The organism is Streptosporangium longisporum (assembly GCF_039534895.1).
GTDB classification, from domain to species: domain Bacteria; phylum Actinomycetota; class Actinomycetes; order Streptosporangiales; family Streptosporangiaceae; genus Streptosporangium; species Streptosporangium longisporum.
Genome location: NZ_BAAAWD010000006.1, coordinates 1587368 through 1604567, shown reverse-complemented (window position 1 = coordinate 1604567; position 17200 = coordinate 1587368). Strand labels below are relative to the sequence as shown.

Annotated in this window: 12 protein-coding genes; 7 read left to right on the top strand and 5 right to left on the bottom strand. The window is 70.9% G+C overall.

All coding sequences use genetic code 11. The annotated features are described in order from the left end of the window. Window positions 1-60 precede the first annotated feature (60 nt). Window positions 61-819 carry a deoxyribonuclease IV gene (locus tag ABD832_RS11475; protein WP_344892468.1) on the top strand — a complete coding sequence of 253 codons (759 nt, stop codon included), beginning with the start codon at window positions 61-63 and terminating at the stop codon, window positions 817-819. Window positions 820-928: 109 nt separating this feature from the next. Here ABD832_RS11475 and ABD832_RS11470 read toward each other — a convergent pair whose 3' ends face one another. The 3 genes from ABD832_RS11470 to ABD832_RS11460 form a co-directional block, all read right to left on the bottom strand. Next, complete coding sequence (locus ABD832_RS11470) at window positions 929-2068, bottom strand: hypothetical protein (protein WP_344892465.1); 1140 nt, start codon at window positions 2066-2068, stop codon at window positions 929-931. A gap of 354 nt (window positions 2069-2422) precedes the next feature. Then, window positions 2423-3730, bottom strand: a complete 1308-nt coding sequence (locus tag ABD832_RS11465; protein WP_344892462.1) for a glycosyltransferase family 87 protein — start codon at window positions 3728-3730, stop codon at window positions 2423-2425. Then, a complete protein-coding gene (locus ABD832_RS11460; RefSeq protein WP_344892459.1) occupies window positions 3730-6408 on the bottom strand; it encodes a transglycosylase domain-containing protein in 2679 nt (892 codons plus the stop codon). The genes ABD832_RS11465 and ABD832_RS11460 overlap by 1 nt, the downstream gene beginning before the upstream one ends. A 759-nt stretch (window positions 6409-7167) precedes the next feature. Between ABD832_RS11460 and ABD832_RS11455 the strand changes: the two genes are divergently transcribed. Together ABD832_RS11455 and ABD832_RS11450 are read left to right on the top strand one after the other, a co-directional pair. Continuing rightward, entirely contained in the window at window positions 7168-7842 is a 675-nt protein-coding gene (locus tag ABD832_RS11455) for a PadR family transcriptional regulator (protein ID WP_344892456.1), read from the top strand. A 31-nt stretch (window positions 7843-7873) separates the two neighbouring features. Continuing rightward, window positions 7874-8953: an inositol-3-phosphate synthase gene (locus tag ABD832_RS11450; RefSeq protein ID WP_344892453.1), complete on the top strand. Its 1080-nt coding sequence runs from the start codon at window positions 7874-7876 to the stop codon at window positions 8951-8953. A gap of 85 nt (window positions 8954-9038) precedes the next feature. On the opposite strand, the gene idi is transcribed toward ABD832_RS11450, so the two are convergent. Continuing rightward, window positions 9039-9620: an isopentenyl-diphosphate Delta-isomerase gene (gene idi, locus ABD832_RS11445; protein WP_344892450.1), complete on the bottom strand. Its 582-nt coding sequence runs from the start codon at window positions 9618-9620 to the stop codon at window positions 9039-9041. A gap of 134 nt (window positions 9621-9754) precedes the next feature. Here idi and ABD832_RS11440 point away from each other — a divergent pair, with 134 nt between their 5' ends. Then, complete coding sequence (locus ABD832_RS11440; protein ID WP_344892447.1) at window positions 9755-11053, top strand: MFS transporter; 1299 nt, start codon at window positions 9755-9757, stop codon at window positions 11051-11053. Window positions 11054-11120: 67 nt separating this feature from the next. Here the strand turns inward: ABD832_RS11440 and ABD832_RS11435 are convergent, their stop codons facing one another. Next, window positions 11121-12518 (bottom strand): CCA tRNA nucleotidyltransferase, encoded by a 1398-nt coding sequence (locus ABD832_RS11435; RefSeq protein ID WP_344892444.1) that lies wholly within the window; start codon window positions 12516-12518, stop codon window positions 11121-11123. A 160-nt stretch (window positions 12519-12678) separates the two neighbouring features. On the opposite strand from ABD832_RS11435, the gene ABD832_RS11430 reads away from it, so the two are divergent. The 3 genes from ABD832_RS11430 to murJ all read left to right on the top strand — a co-directional run bounded on the left by ABD832_RS11430 (window position 12679) and on the right by murJ (window position 17094). Beyond that, window positions 12679-13200, top strand: a complete 522-nt coding sequence (locus tag ABD832_RS11430; protein ID WP_344892441.1) for an aminoacyl-tRNA deacylase — start codon at window positions 12679-12681, stop codon at window positions 13198-13200. 46 nt (window positions 13201-13246) lie between these two features. Further along, the gene (locus ABD832_RS11425; protein WP_344892438.1) at window positions 13247-15397 is read left to right on the top strand and encodes a hypothetical protein; all 2151 of its coding nucleotides are present in this window, start codon (window positions 13247-13249) and stop codon (window positions 15395-15397) included. Between the two features lie 92 nt (window positions 15398-15489). Beyond that, window positions 15490-17094 (top strand): murein biosynthesis integral membrane protein MurJ, encoded by a 1605-nt coding sequence (gene murJ / locus ABD832_RS11420; protein WP_344892435.1) that lies wholly within the window; start codon window positions 15490-15492, stop codon window positions 17092-17094. Window positions 17095-17200 lie beyond the last annotated feature (106 nt).

The window sequence follows — 17200 nt, the reverse complement described above, 5'->3', positions numbered from 1 at the left end:
GGTGGGGCGCGCCCTGCGACTGCCCCGGTCCTGGACGTTGAAACGGCTACTCTCGGATACATGCCGCTTATCGGAGCTCATGTCGATCAAGACGATCCGCTGGCGCACGCCAGGGCGCGAGGCGCCGAGGTCGTGCAGTTCTTCCTCGGCGACCCGCAGGGCTGGAAGGGCCCGGTCATCGGCGAGGGGGCCAGGCAGATCAAGGACTCGGACGTGGCGGTCTACGTGCACGCCCCGTACGTGATCAACGTCGCGACCGCCAACAACCGGGTCCGCATCCCCAGCCGCAAGCTGCTCGGCGCGCACCTGGCGGCCGCGGCCGAGCTGGGCGCGCGCGGGCTGATCGTGCACGGCGGGCACGTCGGGGCCGGTGACGACCCGCAGACGGGCTTCGACAACTGGCGCAAGGTGTTCGAGCGCCTGGAGGGGCACGACGTCCCGGTGCTCATCGAGAACACCGCAGGCGGCGGCAACGCGATGGCACGCAAACTGGAGCGCATCAGTCGCCTGTGGGACGCGCTGGACGGCTTCGACGTGGGCTTCTGCCTCGACACCTGCCATGCCCACGCGGGCGGTGAGGACCTGGCGGACGTGGTCGAGCGGATCATGGCGATCACCGGCCGCATCGACCTGATCCACTGCAACGACTCGCGGGACGCCTTCGACTCGGGAGCCGACCGGCACGCGAGCCTGGGTGCGGGCACGATCGACCCCGAGCTGATCCTGGGGGTGTGCCGCGCCGCCGGCGCGCCGATCGTGGTGGAGACGCCGGCCGACGGCCAGGCCCAGGACATCGCCTTCCTCAGGTCGAAACTGTAGACGGACGCGTGAACGGCGCGGCGGACGATCCACAGCCTGTGGATAACTTCATGGGATTACTTCTCCCCGTGAATGGGTAAGGGCTCCCGCCGCGCCGCTCCGTCCCAGGTCAGCCCACCCAGGCGCCGTCGACGAAGATCAGGGTGTTGAGGGCCATCAGCGGCCCCACCAGCAGGGCGTAGACGATGATGACCCATTTTCTCCACGGTGCCGGGCCGTTGCTCGCCCTGGCGATCAGGATGAAGAGCGGCCACCACAGCAGCGCCGAGCGCGGGACCGATAGGTAGTAGGCCGAGCAGAGCAGGGCGCCCACCTGGAGCCCCACGTACAGGAGCTCGCTCCACCTGCGCATCAGCAGCAGGACCAGCACGAGCACGATCCCGACGAGCGCCCCGGCGATCTCCAGCCGGAACGCCCAGGCGGTCCTCCCCTCGCCCAGGGCCGCGCTCCACGTCGTCATCAGCGATTCCCAGGGCCAGACCATGTGCCGCCCCCAGCCGGCCTCCTGCGCGGTCTTCCAGGCCAGCCAGTCGCCGGTACGGGAGTGCTGGTAGGCGGAGTACAGGGCCAGCGGCACGAACGGGAGCAGCAGCCACCCGGCCCGCCGTACGGGCTGCCGCCGGGCGAAGAACTCGACGATCAGCGCGCAGGCCAGGAACAGGCCGGTGATGCGCACGCAGGAGGCGCCCGCGGCCAGGGCTGCGGCCAGGGGCCAGCGGCCCTGCCGCGCCGCGAGCCAGGCCGCCAGGGCGAAAGCCAGGAAGAGCGACTCGCTGTAGCCCGCGAACAGGAACACCGCCATCGGCCAGAGCAGCAGCGCCAGCACCGCGCGCCACCCGGTCCCGGGGCGTCCCTCGAACTCGGCCAGTCTGGCCAGCGCCATCATCGCGACCGCCCCGGCCGCGAACGAGATCAGCAGCCCGGCGACCGTCCAGTCGCCCACCAGCAGGTGCACCGCGCGGAGCATCAGGGGCATCCCCGGGAAGAAGGCGGGCAGCCCCCTGTCGGGCTCGGCGCCCGGAACGCCGTCGTAGCCGTGCTCGGCGATGGTGACGAGGAGGTTGGCGTCCCAGTTGCGCCAGCGCTCCAGGAAGGGCCGCGGGACGGCGTCCCCCTCCATCATCGCCTGCGTCCCGACGACGACCAGGGCGACGATCCCCACGCGGGAGGCCAGCCAGAGCAGCAGGCCCTCCGTCGCGGTGTCGCGCGGGGGCTCGACGGGGGCGGTCACCTCGGCAGGAGTGGTCACAAGGTGGAATTGTCGCGGATCACCCGGTCTCGCTGCCAGACCCGGCGGCCACCGGAAGGATCATCCGGTCGCGGAACGGCGGGTGATCGAGCGATCGGGTGATCGGGTGATCAGGTGCACGGCGAGCGGGTCCGGGCGTCCGCCGAGGGGATCACCCGGTCCCGATGCCCGTCGGCAGGGGCCCCGGCCCGTCGCGGGCCGGGGATCGCTTTCCACAACGGGCCGCGGGCGGTGAGCCCCGAGCCGTGAACCGCAGGCCGCGGCCCGTGGCCCGTGAGCCGCACAACCTGTGAGCCGCACGGCCCGTGAGCCAGGGGCCGCGGCCCGCGACCCGCGGCCCGCGGGCCGTCGACGCTAGGAGAGCGCGAGCCTGAAGCGGTCGGGCGCCCCGTCGAAGACGCCGCCCGCCCGGTCGTCGCTCCCGTCCTCGCGGACCACGTCGCCCTCCGGGACGAGGATGTCCCGCACCACGAACCCCATCATGATCAGGATGGTGATCACGCGTCCCCACACCGCGGTGAAGTACGTGTCACCCGCGATGCCCAGGGCCTCGTTGCCGGGCTGGATGCCCACCAGGTAGAGCCAGATCGCGAAGAAGTACCAGCACTCGGCGAGCTGCCACAGCGCGATCGGCTTCCAGCCGGGCCTGGCCAGGACCGCGAAGGGGATCAGCCAGAGCACGTACTGCGGCGACCAGACCTTGTTGGTCAGCATGAACGCCGCCAGCGTGAGGAAGCAGAGCTGCATCAGCCGGGGACGCGTCCTGGCCGACAGCGAGATCACCGCGATGGCCAGGCAGAACGCGGCCAGCGAGACGACGCCCAGCTTGTCCAGGAGCGAACCGTCGCCCAGGACCGGCCACTGCTTCTGCTGGAAGAAGTACCAGATCGAGCCCCAGTCGGCCGGGCGCTCCTGGCTGAAGACGTAGAACCGCTTCCAGCCGTCGAAGGCGAAGACCATGATCGGCACGTTGACCACGAGCCAGGCGCCCACGACGCCGCCGAGCGTCTGCAGGAACGGCTTCCACCTGCCGGTGCGCAGCGTGAGCAGGAAGAGCGGGCCGAGGAACATCAGCGGGTAGAACTTCGTGGCGATCGCCAGGCCCAGCAGGATGCCCGCCAGCCACTGCTTCCGCTTCGACCAGGCCAGCAGCGAGCCCAGGGCGAGGGCGTTGGCCGCCAGGTCCCAGTTGATGTACGCGGTGAGGATCAGCGCGGGCGCCAGGGCGTACCAGAGGGCGTCCCAGCGCCGGGCCGGACCGGCCAGCGTGGCCATCAGCAGCACGCCGACGACCAGGCAGATCGCCATCAGGACCACGGTGAGGTCGTAGAACGCCGTCCCGGGGTCGCCCATGGAGCTCACGATCCGGCGGAAGAACTCCATGATCCCGCCGATGCCGACGGGGTACTCGACCGGATAGTCGAAGTAGGGGACCTTGCCCTCGTTGAGCTTCTCGTTCCACCACAGGGGATAGATGTCGGTGTAGCAGAAGTTCGTGAACTGCAGCGTCCCGTGGTTCCACGCCCCGCCGACGCGGCACGGCCACTTCCAGAACCAGGCCAGCACCGCCCCCAGCCCGGCGAACAGGGCCAGGGGGACGTACGGAAGGGCGCGGACGCCGAACTCGGGCAGCTCGCTCCGGGGCGAGGTGAGGTTCTTCATCAGGGCCGCCGACCGTTCTGAGCGGGTACCGGCGCGGTCGCCGCGGCGGGGGTGCCGTTCTGGCCGAAGACCCCCTCGGGCTGCTGGTTCCCGAGGTCGTCCTCGCCTCCGCCGTCCCCGCCACCGCCGTCTCCACCGCCACCGTCGCCGCCGCCGTCCTGGCCGACGTCACAGGAGCCGTCCCAGGGCAGGCACTCGCCGTCGGGGGTCTGGGTCTCGTCGCCGCCGTCGGGCCAGTTGTTCTCGTCACCGTTCTCCTCGGGGAACGGTTCGTTCTCCTCGGTCGTCGGCGTCGGGCTGGGGGTCGGCGTGGGCGTGGCCAGGTTGTTCTGGATGCCGGAGTCGGCCCTCGGCGGGAACGGCACGACCTCGTGCTTGGCGGTCGCGGCCTGCATGAAGTCGTGCCAGATCTGGGTCGGGGTGCCGCCACCGCCGATGAAGGAGGGCATGGGCTCCTCCTTCCACAGGATCTTCTCGTTGGGGATCTTCTTGCTGGGCAGGCCGTACTTGTTGACCTTGTACCTGCGCGTCCCGGCCCTGTTGTAGGGCACGTCCTTGGCCATGCCGACCGCGGTGACCAGCTGCGGGGTGTACCCGACGAACCAGGCGTCCTTGTAGCCGTTGTTGGTGCCGGTCTTGCCGGCCACCGGGCGGGTGCCGATGTTCGCGGCGGTGCCGGTGCCGCTCTTGACCACGGCCTGGAGCGCGACGGTCGCGTCGGCGGCGGACTCGGGGGTGATCACCGTCTTCTGCACGGCCAGTTCCGGGTACTCGACCGCGCCGCTGGGGGCGACCACCTTGACGACGGTGTGCCAGTCGACGTGCTTGCCCTCGTTGGCGAAGATCGAGTAACCGGCGGCCTGCTCGACCGCGGTGACCGAGGCGCTGCCGATGGTGACCTGGTACTTCTGCTTCTCGATCGCGTAGTCGACCCCGTTCATACCCTCGTAGATGGGGTTCAGCTTGGCCCTCTCGCCCACGCCCGCCTCGGTGGCGATCCGCGCCACCTCCTTGAGGGTGACGGCCTCGCCCATCTGGACGAACACGGTGTTGACCGAGCTGGCCATGGCCTTGACCATGTTGATCGGCCCGAACGCCTGGTTGCCCGAGTTGCTGATCGGCCTGGTGCCCGGCATCTCGATCGTGGGCTTGCCGTCGACGTAGCTGTTGAGCGACTTGCCGCTCTCCAGCCAGGCCGCGAGCACGTAGGGCTTGAAGGCCGACGCCGCCTGCTTGGTGGTGTCGAACGCGCGGTTGACCGAGTACCTGATGAAGTCGTCGCCGCTGTAGAAGGCGAGCACCCGGCCGTTCTTGGGGTTCACCGAGGCCATGGTGGCGTGGATGGTCGGGTCCAGCCCGGCGGTGCGGGCCTTCACCGCCTTCTGCGCCTCGTCCATGAGCTTCTTGTCGAAGGTCGTGTAGACCTTGTAGCCGCCGGTCTCCAGGTCCTCGCGCTTGAGGCCGCGCACGTCGAGCTCCCGCAGGACGATGTCGAGCATGTAGCCCTGGAGTCCCTTGAAGGGCTCGCTGATCTTGTACTTGGCGAACTTCAGGTCCTCGAAGGGCTTGCCGACGTACTTGCCGTACTTCGCCGGGTCCATCTCCGCCATGTTCCGCAGGGCGATCTCGTAGCGCTCCTTGGTGGCGGCGTACTTCCCGGCCTTCTCCTGGATGTCGAAGGCGTCCGGGTTCTGGATGTGGCCGGCGAGGTAGGCGCCCTCCTGCACGGTCAGCTCGTCGACGTCCTTGTCGAAGAACTGCTGGGCCGCGGCCTGGATGCCGTTCGCGCCGCGGCCGAAGTAGATGGTGTTCAGGTAGCGCTCCAGGATCTCGTCCTTCGGCAGCTCTTTGCTGATCTTGACGGCGACGAAGATCTCCTTGATCTTGCGCTGCACCGACACTTCCTGGTTGAGACCCTCGTAGTAGGCGCGGGCCATCTGCTGGGTGATGGTTGAGGCGCCCTGCAGCTGGGTCCCGCTGACGGTGCTCCAGACCGAGCGGGCCATGCCGTACGGGTCGATGCCGCTGTCGGTGCGGAAGCTCTGGTTCTCCAGCGCGATGACCGCGTCCTGGACGTGCCTCGGGATCTTGTCGATCTCCACCGGGGTGCGCCTGACGCCCAGGCGGGCCAGCACGGTCTTGTTGTCGCCGTAGTAGATCACGCTGGCCCGGTCGTTCACGCTGCCCTTGGCGGTGGGGACCGGGGTGCCGGCGTAGGCGACCGCGATCATGCCGAAGACGCCGGCGGTGACGACCACGAAGCTGGCCATCAGGATCTTCCAGTTGGGCAGGAAGCGCGTCCACCTCTTCTTCTTCGGCGCGTCCTCCTCGCCGTCCCCGGGGCCGTGCCCGCCGGGTCCCCCCGGACCCCCCGGACCTGCAGGTCCACCCGGTCCGGACGCGGCCGGGCCGCCGGGAGCGCTCGTCGCCGCGGCGCCCGCGGCGCGACCGCGGCGCCTGCGCCCGCCGCCCTCGCCCGCCCCGGGACGCCCGCCGGCCGCCTGCGCGGCCATCATCGACTGGGTGTCCTCGAACGCGGCCGCGCCACGGCGGCCGGTGGGGTCGGTCTCGCTCCGGCGCGGATCACCGCTCCCGGTCCGCGCCTGCCCGGCCGTCGGCCCCTGCGCCGGCCCCTGCGCGGGGCCCGCACCGTGACCGGCCTGCTCCTGCCGGGGCACGGCGCCACCGGGACGGGGTGCGCCGTGGGGTGCAACGGGTGCGCCGTGGGGGGCGCCGCCGGGGTAGGGCATGCCGCCGGGCTGGGGCATCATCGCGGTCCGGGGATCGGCGCCCACGCCCTGGGGCGATCCGGGATGCCGGGGCGGTGACGCCGGGGACTGCGCGGGACCGGGCTGCGGCTGCCGGGACGGGTCCCACCCACCGCCGCTGGTTTGGGCGTTTTGCGAGGGGGGAACTGCACGGGGAGCGGCTCCTTGGCCTGAGCGACGGCGCCGCCCCTGACGAGCCGAACCCTCGGCGCCCTCCGGGCGCCCGTTCGGCTCCGGGTCATTGCTGTGGCTGTAACTCACGCGTCCTCGTTCGGTCATCGGGGTCTACAACGGCGTGCAGGCGGGCGAGACTACCTCCTGGACCACCCTCCGGTCGCCGGAGACCTCGTCGCCTTGGCTCACTGCTGGCCGGCCTGTTCGGGTGGATCTCCGTTCCCGGGGACGAACGAGATCGTCAACTGGTTCCGGCAACAACCTTGGCAGACCTCTCCCGCACCGACGCGGGATTTCCCGTATTGGAAAGCGGTCCGCGTCCCGCGGAGGCCGGGCCTCATCACCGTCTGCTGTGACCACATAAGCGCCAGACTACGGCTTTTTTTTGTTTGCTCCCAACGACTTGGGAAAGTCGCTGATTGCAGACCTATATTGAATGGACGTATCCTGCGGATGTATCGGTTCGATACATCGACGCGAGAGGTGGTGGTTTCAGTGGCCGGCGGACGAGGCGGCGTGCTGGAGCTGGCCGTGCTCGGGTCGCTGCACGAGACCCCGCTACACGGCTACGAGCTGCGCAAACGGCTCAACGCCCTGCTCGGCATGTTCCGGGCGTTCTCCTACGGCTCGCTCTACCCGTGCCTGCGCCAGCTCCTGAACGACGGGCTGATCATCGAGGACGGCGACGCCCCCGCGGCGGCCGCGTCCGGCGAGGCGCCCACCGTGCTCTCCGGGCGCCGGTCGAAGATCGTCTATCGGCTGACCGCCGAGGGCAAGGAGCGCCTGCAGGAGCTGCTCACCCAGGCGGGCCCGTCGGCCTGGGAGGACGAGAGCTTCGGCGTTCACTTCGCCTTCTTCAGGCACACCGAGGCGGAGGTCCGGCTGCGCATCCTGGAGGGCCGCCGCAGCCGGCTGGAGGAGCGGCTGGACGGCGTGCGCACGGCCCTGGCCCGCACGCGCGAGCGGCTGGACAGCTACACCCTCGAACTTCAGCGTCACGGCCTGGAGTCGGTCGAACGCGAAGTGCGCTGGTTGAATGAGCTGATCGCCACCGAGCGGCGGGCCTCACCGCCGGAGGCCGAACGGCATCCGGCGCCCGAAGAGTCGTTCCGGGCGCCCGCGCCCGGGACGGGCACGACGGGGCGGCATGCCGTCCCCGAAGAGAACTGATCACCACACAGAACAAAGGGGAGCGAGTGCCATGGGTTCGGTGCGCGTAGCCATTGTCGGGGTAGGCAACTGTGCCGCGTCGCTCGTGCAGGGCGTGCACTACTACCGGGACGCCGACCCCGGCGCCAGGGTGCCGGGCCTGATGCACGTGAAGTTCGGCGACTACCACGTCGGCGACGTGGAGTTCGTCGCGGCCTTCGACGTCGACGCCAAGAAGGTCGGGCGTGACCTGTCCGAGGCGATCGTGGCCTCGGAGAACAACACCATCAAGATCTGCGACGTGCCGCCGCTGGGCATCACGGTGCAGCGCGGCCACACCTTCGACGGCCTGGGCGAGTACTACCGGGAGATGGTCGAGGAGTCCGACGACACCCCGGTCGACGTCGTGCAGGTCCTGCGGGACGCCCGGGTGGACGTCCTGGTCTCCTACCTGCCGGTGGGCTCGGAGGATGCCGACCGCTTCTACGCCCAGTGCGCTCTCGACGCCAAGGTCGCCTTCGTCAACGCGCTGCCGGTGTTCATCGCCTCCGACCCCGTCTGGGCCCAGAAGTTCGTCGACGCCGGTGTGCCGATCGTCGGTGACGACATCAAGTCGCAGGTCGGCGCGACCATCACGCACCGCGTGATGGCCAAGCTGTTCGAGGACCGCGGGGTCGAGCTGCTGCGCACGTACCAGCTGAACTTCGGCGGGAACATGGACTTCATGAACATGCTGGAGCGCAAGCGCCTGCAGTCCAAGAAGATCTCCAAGACCCAGTCGGTCACCTCGCAGATCCCCCACGAGATGCGCAAGGCCGACGTGCACATCGGCCCGTCGGACCACGTGCCGTGGCTGGACGACCGCAAGTGGGCCTACGTGCGCCTGGAGGGCCGCTCCTTCGGCGACACCCCGCTCAACCTGGAGTACAAGCTGGAGGTCTGGGACTCCCCCAACTCCGCCGGCATCATCATCGACGCGGTCCGCGCCGCCAAGATCGCCCTCGACCGGGGGATCGCCGGACCGATCCTGTCGGCCTCCTCGTACTTCATGAAGTCCCCGCCGGAGCAGTACTCCGACGACGAGGCCCGCGAGTACGTGGAGAGGTTCATCCGCGGCGAGGTCGAGCGCTGACCTCCGGCGAGACGTCCCGCCCCGGAACGGGGTGACGGGATTCCGGCAGGCCCCCGGTCCGCACGCGGACCGGGGGCCTGCCGCGTCAGCGGGCGGCGGGCGGCAGGTCGGCGGGGTCGGCGGGCCGCCAGGTGAGCGGGTCGGCGCCGAGCTCGGCGAGCTGGGAGACCTGCTCCCGGCACCAGGGGGAGATCACCAGGTGCCCGCCGAGCACCCCGTCGGTGAACTCCTTCCACGGCATCCAGCGCACCTCCCCGACCTCGTCGGGGTTGGGCACCGCCTCGGCGTCGGCGACCACCCGGTAGACCGGGCAGAGCTCCCGCTCGACGATGCCGTTCTCCATGACCGCGCGGTAGGAGAAGCGCGGCAGGAGCAGGTCGAGGCGGCCGCCCTCCAGGCCGAGCTCGTAGGAGAGCCTGCGGGTCACCGCCTGCTGCAGCGGCTCGCCGGGCAGCGGGTGGCCGCAGCAGCTGTTGGTCCACGCCCCGGGCCAGGTGATCTTGTGCGCGGCGCGGCGGGAGAGCAGCACCCGGCCCCGCTCGTCGAACACGTAGCTGGAGAAGGCCAGATGGAGAGGAGTGTCCGGACCGTGCACCGTGGCCTTGGCCGCCGTGCCGATCGCGTTTCCGTCGGTGTCGACGAGCACGACGTGTTCATCAGGCGTCACTCGCACGAGGGTACGTGACCATGTCGGCCTGTCGAGCCCGCACGTGGATACCTGGGGAAAGGTCGCGAATGTTCTCCGTACATTCAGGGATGTTCCCGATACCGGCCCTGAGGGGTCGCACATAGGCTGAGCGCGTGTCCTTCGCATCCGATCTACGCGTGGTCCTGCACGGGCGGGACTTCCGGAAGCTGTACGCGACCCGCCTGGTCTCGCAGTTCTCCGATGGGATCTTCCAGTTCGCGGTGATCGGGTTCGCCTTCTTCAGCCCGGAGAACAGCACGAGCGCGGGGGAGATCGCCGCGGGCCTGGCCGTGCTGCTGCTGCCGTACTCGATCCTGGGTCCCTTCGTCGGCGTGTTCATCGACCGCTGGTCACGGCGGCAGATCCTGGTCGTCGCCCCGCTGGTGCGCGGCGTGCTGCTGCTGGGCTCGGCGATCCTGGTCGCCGCGAACACACCGGACGGGGTCTTCTACGCCGCCGCGCTCGGCGTGCTCGGGGCCAACCGGTTCTTCCTGGCCGCGCTGGGGGCCTCGCTCCCGCACGTGGTGCCCGCCGACCGGCTGATGGTGGCCAACGCGGTCACCCCGACCTCCGGCACCGTGCTCACCTTCGTCGGGGTCGGCGCGGGCTTCCTGCTGCGCGGGCTCTTCGGCGCCGGTGACCGGGGCACGGTGGTGCTGCTGATCGCCTCGGGGATCGTCTCCGCGGTCACCGCGCTCATCGCCCTGACCATGGGCAGGCGGCTGCTCGGCCCCGCCTACGACCCCGACCGGCCGCAGACCCGCGAGGCCGTGCGCCACGTGCTGTCCGGACTGGCCGACGGCGCCCGGCACATCGTGAGCCACCGGGCCGCCGCCGCGGCGATGGGCGCGATGGCCACCCACCGGTTCATGTACGGCATGTGCACGGCGATGCTCGTGCTGCTGTCGCGGTACTACTTCGCCGAGAACGCCGAGGACGCGCTGGCCGCGGCCTCCCTGGTGGTCGCCACCTCGGGGGTCGGCTACTTCATGGCCATCCTGGTCACGCCGTGGGCCACCGAGCGGTTCGGCATCGAGCGGTGGGTCCCGGCCATGCTGGTCACGGCCGGGGTGCTGACGCTGGCGCTCGGCGTGCCGTTCCAGCGGTGGGGGTTCGCGGTGGCGGGCTTCGTGCTGGGCATCGCCGGGCAGAGCGTGAAGATCTGCGCCGACACCGCCGTCCAGCGGGACCTGCGGGACGCCTACCTCGGCCGGGCCTTCTCCATCTACGACATGCTCTTCAACGGCAGCTACGTGCTGGCCGCCGCGCTGGCCGCGGCGCTGCTCCCGCCGGACGGCAGGTCCCTGACGGTGCTGCTGATCATCGCCGCGGGCTACGTCGGCGGCGCGGTGCTCTACCGGATCGTCACGCCGGCCCGATCGCCCGAGCCGCTGCCGTCATCGCCGTCGTGAGCCGCCCGGGACGCCCGGGACGACCGGCCCGGGCACGCCGGTCACCCCGGTCGTCCGGGCACGCCGGTCAGGAGGTCACCCCGTTCTCCCGGGCCCACGCGCGCAGGGCCTCCTCGGCGGCCTGCCTGCCGATGACGCCCCGGTCCAGGCGCATCTCCAGCAGGAACCGGTAGGCGCGTCCCACGGCCGGGCCCGGCGGCAGTCCGAGGACCCGCTGGATCTCGTTGCCGTCGAGCTCGGGACGGATCTTGCCGAGCTCCTCCTCCTCGGCCAGCCGGGCGATCCGCTCCTCCAGCTGGTCGTAGGTGGCCGACAGCGCCTGCGCCTTGCGCCGGTTGCGGGTGGTGCAGTCGGCCCGGGTGAGCTTGTGCAGCCGCTCCAGCAGGTGCCCGGCGTCGCGCACGTAACGGCGCACCGCCGAGTCGGTCCACTCGCCCGAGCCGTACCCGTGGAAGCGCAGGTGCAGCTCCACCAGGCGCGAGACGTCGGCCACCACGTCCTTGGGGAACTTCAGCTCGGTCATCCGCTTCCTGGACAGCTGGGCGCCGACCACCTCGTGGTGGTGGAAGGAGACCCGCCCGCCCGGCTCGTGCCGCCGGGTCTTGGGCTTGCCCACGTCGTGCAGCAGCGCGGCCCAGCGCAGGATCCGGTCGGGACCGTTCTCCTCCAGGTCGATCGCCTGCTCCAGCACGATCAGCGAGTGCTCGTAGACGTCCTTGTGCCGGTGGTGCTCGTCGATCTCCAGGCGCAGACCGGGCAGCTCGGGCAGCACGTGCGCGGCCAGGCCGGTGTCGACCAGGAGCCTGAGCCCCTCGCGCGGGTGGTCGCCGCAGAGCAGCTTGTCCAGCTCGTCGCGGATGCGCTCGGCCGAGACGATGTCGATCCGGTCGGCCATGGTGCCCATCGCGGCCAGCGCCGCGGAGTCCACCGTGAAGCCGAGCTGACTGGCGAACCGGGCGGCGCGCAGCATCCGCAGCGGGTCGTCGCCGAACGAGCGCTCCGGGGGACCGGGGGTGCGCAGCACCCGGGCGTGCAGGTCGTCCAGGCCGCCGTACGGGTCGACGAACTCGCGCGACGGCAGGCGCAGCGCCATCGCGTTGACCGCGAAGTCGCGCCGGGCCAGGTCGCCCTCGAGCGTGTCGCCGTAGGCCACCTCGGGTTTGCGCGACCTGGGGTCGTAGGACTCGCTGCGGTACGTGGTGATCTCCAGCAGCCAGCCGCCCTTGCGGACGCCGACCGTGCCGAAGTCGATGCCGATCGTCCAGACGGAGTCGGCCCAGTCGCGGACGAGCTCCAGGACCGTCTCCGGCCTGGCGTCCGTGGTCAGGTCGAGGTCGTTGCCGATCCTGCCCAGGAAGACGTCGCGTACCGAGCCTCCGACGAGGGCGATCTGGTAGCCCCGGGCGGCGAAGAGCTCGCCGAGCTCATCCGTCACAGGAGCGATCTTCCGGAACAGCTCGCTCATGCCGTGGCGCTGGCTCTGGGTCAGATTTGAAAGGGACAAGCCGGGTAGGTCCTTCGGTTACGGAACATGTTCCCCTGCGGAGATACACCTGGTGCGATCATCAGGTTACGGTCGGTCAGGGGAACCTCGGGGGCCGTGCGTCGAGGCAAGGAGCACACACATGAAGGATGCGCTCACGATCCACCGCTGGCTCCTCGCCCACCAGATCCATCATGAGATCGTACGCCTTCCTCGCGCGATGACATGTTCGGACGAACTGCCGGAGGTGCTGGCGGCCGATCCGGAGCTCTGCGTGGGGGTCACGGTCTTCGAGGTCACCACGCGGACCGACCGGGAGCCCGTGGCGGTCGTCGGCTCGGTCGGAACGCCTCCCCGCCCCGGCGTGATCGGCGGCCTGCTGAACGCCCGGCGGGTCCGCCCGGCCTCGGCCTTCACCGTCAACTCCGCCACCGACTACGCCGCCGGCCTGGTCTGCCCGCTGCTGCTCCCCTCCACCCTGACCGTGCTGGTCGACGAGCGGCTGACCGGTATCGCCACGCCCGTGTACGTACCCACCGGAGAGCGTCGTACGGCACTGTCGATCCGGGCCGATCACCTGCTCAGACTGGTCGCGGGAAGGGTCGTCGACCTGACCCGCACTGCTTCCCGGAGGGAGTCGGCGACCTTTCCCCTCGCCGGTTAGGCCATAGCATTGCGGTCGTGCGCCGTACTCGACCTCTGGCCGGAACGTGATCCACAAGGCCGCGCTGCTCGCCCTGCTCGCCACGCTGCTCATGCCCGCGGCCGTGGTCGTCCCGGGCACGGCGCACGCCCGGACGGCCTCGGTGAACCGCGCGGGCCTGCAGGTCGTGCTGGAGGCGATCGGCCCGGACCTCCCGCGTGACCCGGCCACCGAGATCAGGATCTCCGGATCGCTGGTCAACTCGGGCAGCGAGCCGCTCAGCGGGCTGCGCATCCGGATGCGCTACTCGTCGCAGCCGTTCGTCCGGCGCGACGAGCTGACGGCCTACCAGTCGGGACAGAGTCCCCCGCCGGCCCCGTGGCGCGCCCTGAGCTACTTCCAGGTCCCGATCGAGCCCTCGGGGAAGCTTCCGTGGGAGTTCGTCTTCACCCCGGCGGACCTCAGCCTCTCCCGCTTCGGCGTCCACCCGGTCGTGATCGAGGTCGTCGACGCCCTCGATCAGCCGGTCGCCGCCCTGCGCACCACGGTGACCTACATGCCGCGCGACGTGCGGGTCCCCCGTACCCGGCTCGCCGTGGTGCTGCCCGTCGTCGACCAGCCGCGCCGCAGCGGCGACACCGTCTTCGCCGACGAGAACCTGGCCGCGGCCATGGCCCCCGGCAAGCGCCTGGGCGACCTGCTCACGATCGCCCAGGACACCGCGACGGCCAAGGGGCTGACCTGGGTGGTCGACCCCGCCCTGCTCGACGACGCGCGCGCCCTGGGCAGGCCGCACTCGGTGCGGGCCAAGGACCGCCCCCAGCAGCGCCCGCCGAGCCCGGGGGCCGCCCGGTGGCTGGCCGGTTTCCGCGACGCCGTCGCCGACCACCCGGTGGTGGCCACCCCGTACGGCGACTCCGACGTGCTCGCGCTCGCCCACAACGGCGTCGACGACCTCACCGCGACCGGGATCGAGGCGGCCAGGATCGTCTCCAAGGAGACCCTCGGCCGCGACGTGATCACCAACGTGAACTGGCCGGTCGACGGGATGCTCGACCACGACGGCCTGGACCTGCTGGCCACCGCCGGGGTCGGCACCGTGCTGCTGAACGCGCCGAACCTGCCGCCGGCGTCGCCCACGGGCACCCCGCCCGGCACCGCCCCGGCCGTCACCCCGGACGCCTCGGCCACCCTGAACGCCGTCACCGGCCCGGTCACCGCGCTGGTCGCCGACGAGCCCCTGAGCGAGACCGTCGGCGCGGACATCTCCGCCCCCGGCGCGGCCCTGGCCGGGCGCCGGCGCTTCATCGCGGAGACGGCGATGATCGCCTCGGAGCCGGCGACCACGACCAGGACCGTGATCGCCGTACCGCACCGCCGGTGGGACCCCGACCCCGGGTACGTGACCGGCCTGCTGAAGACCGCCGCCGCCCTGCCCTGGCTGGCGCCGGTCACGCTGGAGGCGGTCAAGCCCGCCAAGGGCGCCCCCGTCCCCCGGGCCGGGCTGACCTACACCGAGCAGGACCGGCGCCAGGAGCTGCCCAGGTCGTACATGACCGCCGTCAAGAAGGTCGGCGCCCGCGCCGACCTGACCGCCGCCGTCACGACCGCGGTGGACCTCGACGCCTTCGACCTCGCGATGCTGCGGCTGGTCTCCTCGGCCTGGCGCGGCAGGACCAACGCCGCGGCGCCGTACGTCGAGCAGGTCGGGGAGGCGGTCGACGGCCGGATCGCCATGGTCACCATCACCGGCAGCGAGCAGTCGCGGCTGCGCACCCTGGCCGGACGCGACGGCGACGTGCCGATCAGCGTGCGCAACCAGCTGGGCCGCGGGGACGCCGGCCGGGTGGTGGTCCGCCTGCGGGTGACCTCCGCCCAGCCCGAACTGCTCAGAATCGAGCCGTACCAGGACCGGATGGTGATCCAGGGCGGCCAGAACCAGACCGTCCGGATCCCGATGACCTCGACCACGGCCAGCGGCCAGACCACCGTGAGGGTCCAGCTCACCACCGACGACGGCCGCGCGTACGGCGAGCCGATCGAGCTGACCGTGCGCACCACCGGCTACACCGCGGTCGCGCTGGTCATCGTCGGGGCGGCCCTGGTGGTGATGCTGGCCGCCGTGGTGCTGCGCGTCCTGCGCCGGCGGGGAGGCCGCCGTCCCCCGGTCGCCGCTCCGGCGGAGCGCGAGCGCGAGCCGGCCGGCACGGAGTCGTGAGCGGTCCTGAGTCCTGAACGGTCCCGGGCGGTCCCGGACGATCCCCCCGACAGCCCCCGAACAGTCCTGAGTCCCCCGGCGGAGGAGAGCGCATGAGCAGGGTCCTGCGCGCGAGCGCGATCATGGCCGCGGGGACGATGGTCTCGCGCGTCACCGGTTTCGTCCGGACGGCGGTGCTCGCCGCGGCCATCGGCACCTTCGCGCTGGGCGACGCCTACAACGTGGCGTACACGATCCCGCTCGTCCTGTTCGACCTGCTCATCGGCGGTGTCCTGAGCAGCGTCGTGATCCCGATGATCGTCCGGCGGCAGCGCAGCGACCCCGACGGCGGCCGGGCCTACGAGCAGCGCCTGATGACGCTGGGCGTCCTCTCGCTGACCGTGCTGGCACTGATCGCGACGGCGCTGGCCGGCCCGCTGATCGGCCTCTACAGCACCGGCTGGAACGCCAGGAAGATCGAGGTCGCGGTCACCCTGGCGCAGTACATCCTGCCGCAGATCGCCTTCTTCGGGATCGGCGCGATCGCGGGCGCGATCCTCAACACCCGCGACAGGTTCGCCGCGCCGATGTGGGCGCCGGTGCTGAACAACATCGTGATGATCGGCGTGGCGATCTTCTACTACGTGAAGCTCGGCGGCGCGGGCACCGACGTGGACACGGTGAGCGACGGCGACCTGCTGCTGCTCGGGCTCGGCACCACCGCCGGCATCGTGGCGCAGTGCCTGGTGCTGGTCGTCTCGCTGCACCGGGTCGGCTTCCGCTTCCGGCCCCGGTTCGACCTGCGCGAGGCCGGGCTCGGCGAGATGGGCCGCACCGCGGTCTGGACGTTCGCCTACGTCGGCATCAGCCAGCTCGGCTTCCTGATCACCACCAGGCTCGCCACGGGCGCGGGCGAGCGGGCGCCCGGCGCGGGCAACTCCGCCTACGCCTACGCCTACCAGTTCTTCCAGCTCCCGTACGGGATCATCGCGGTCTCGGTGATCACCGCCATGCTGCCCAGGATGAGCAGGTCGGTGAGCGAGGGAAGACCGGCGGAGATCGCCGGGGAGTTCGCCTCGGGGGTGCGGCTGGTGGCGGTGCTGCTGGTCCCGGCCGGGCTGCTGCTGATGGTGCTGGGCCCCGCGGTGACCGTGCTGATCTTCTCGTGGGGGAACATGACCGTCGAGTCGGCGGTCCACATCGGCAACGTGCTGCAGATCTTCGGCCTGGCGCTGGTCCCGTTCTCCCTGTTCCAGCTGCTGCTGCGGGTCTTCTACGCCTTCGGCGACACCCGCACCCCGGCCTTCCTGGCCCTGGGGAACGTGGCGGTGAACGCCTCGCTCAGCCTGGTGGCCTACGTCGTGCTGCCCGCCCGCTACGTCGTGATGGGCCTGGCGGCGGCGTTCACCGTCGCCTACGTGGTGGGCACCGCGGTCGCCTGGACGATGGCCGCGCGCCGCGTCGGGGGGCTGGGAGGACGCGAGGTGGCCGCCGGGCTGTCCCGGATGTACCTCGCCGCGCTCCCGGCGGCCGGTCTCGCGCTCGGCGTGCTGTGGCTCACCCGGGAACTCACCGGACTGAACGCGCTCAGCTCCGCCATCATGCTGGCGGTGGGCGGCGGACTCGGTATGGTTCTTTACTTGGCGATCGCCCACCGGATGCGCATCCCCGAAGTGAGTTCGATCGTTGGAATGGTGGCAGGACGGGTAGGCCGGTAAGCCAAAGGCTTGTCTCAAACGTCTGACAAGGCGAACACGGGCGGAACCGGTGCGGGACTACCATGGTGCGACGCGTGTGGTGACATGCGGCTAATGGAAGCAGGAG

Bases quoted from the DNA above. Each gene is read 5' to 3' on its own strand.
- ABD832_RS11475 (WP_344892468.1), top strand. From the start codon at position 61: ATGCCGCTTATCGGAGCTCATGTCGATCAAGACGATCCGCTGGCGCAC.
- ABD832_RS11465 (WP_344892462.1), bottom strand. From the start codon at position 3,730: ATGAAGAACCTCACCTCGCCCCGGAGCGAGCTGCCCGAGTTCGGCGTC.
- ABD832_RS11450 (WP_344892453.1), top strand. From the start codon at position 7,874: ATGGGTTCGGTGCGCGTAGCCATTGTCGGGGTAGGCAACTGTGCCGCG.
- ABD832_RS11435 (WP_344892444.1), bottom strand. From the start codon at position 12,518: ATGAGCGAGCTGTTCCGGAAGATCGCTCCTGTGACGGATGAGCTCGGC.
- ABD832_RS11430 (WP_344892441.1), top strand. From the start codon at position 12,679: ATGAAGGATGCGCTCACGATCCACCGCTGGCTCCTCGCCCACCAGATC.
- murJ (WP_344892435.1), top strand. From the start codon at position 15,490: ATGAGCAGGGTCCTGCGCGCGAGCGCGATCATGGCCGCGGGGACGATG.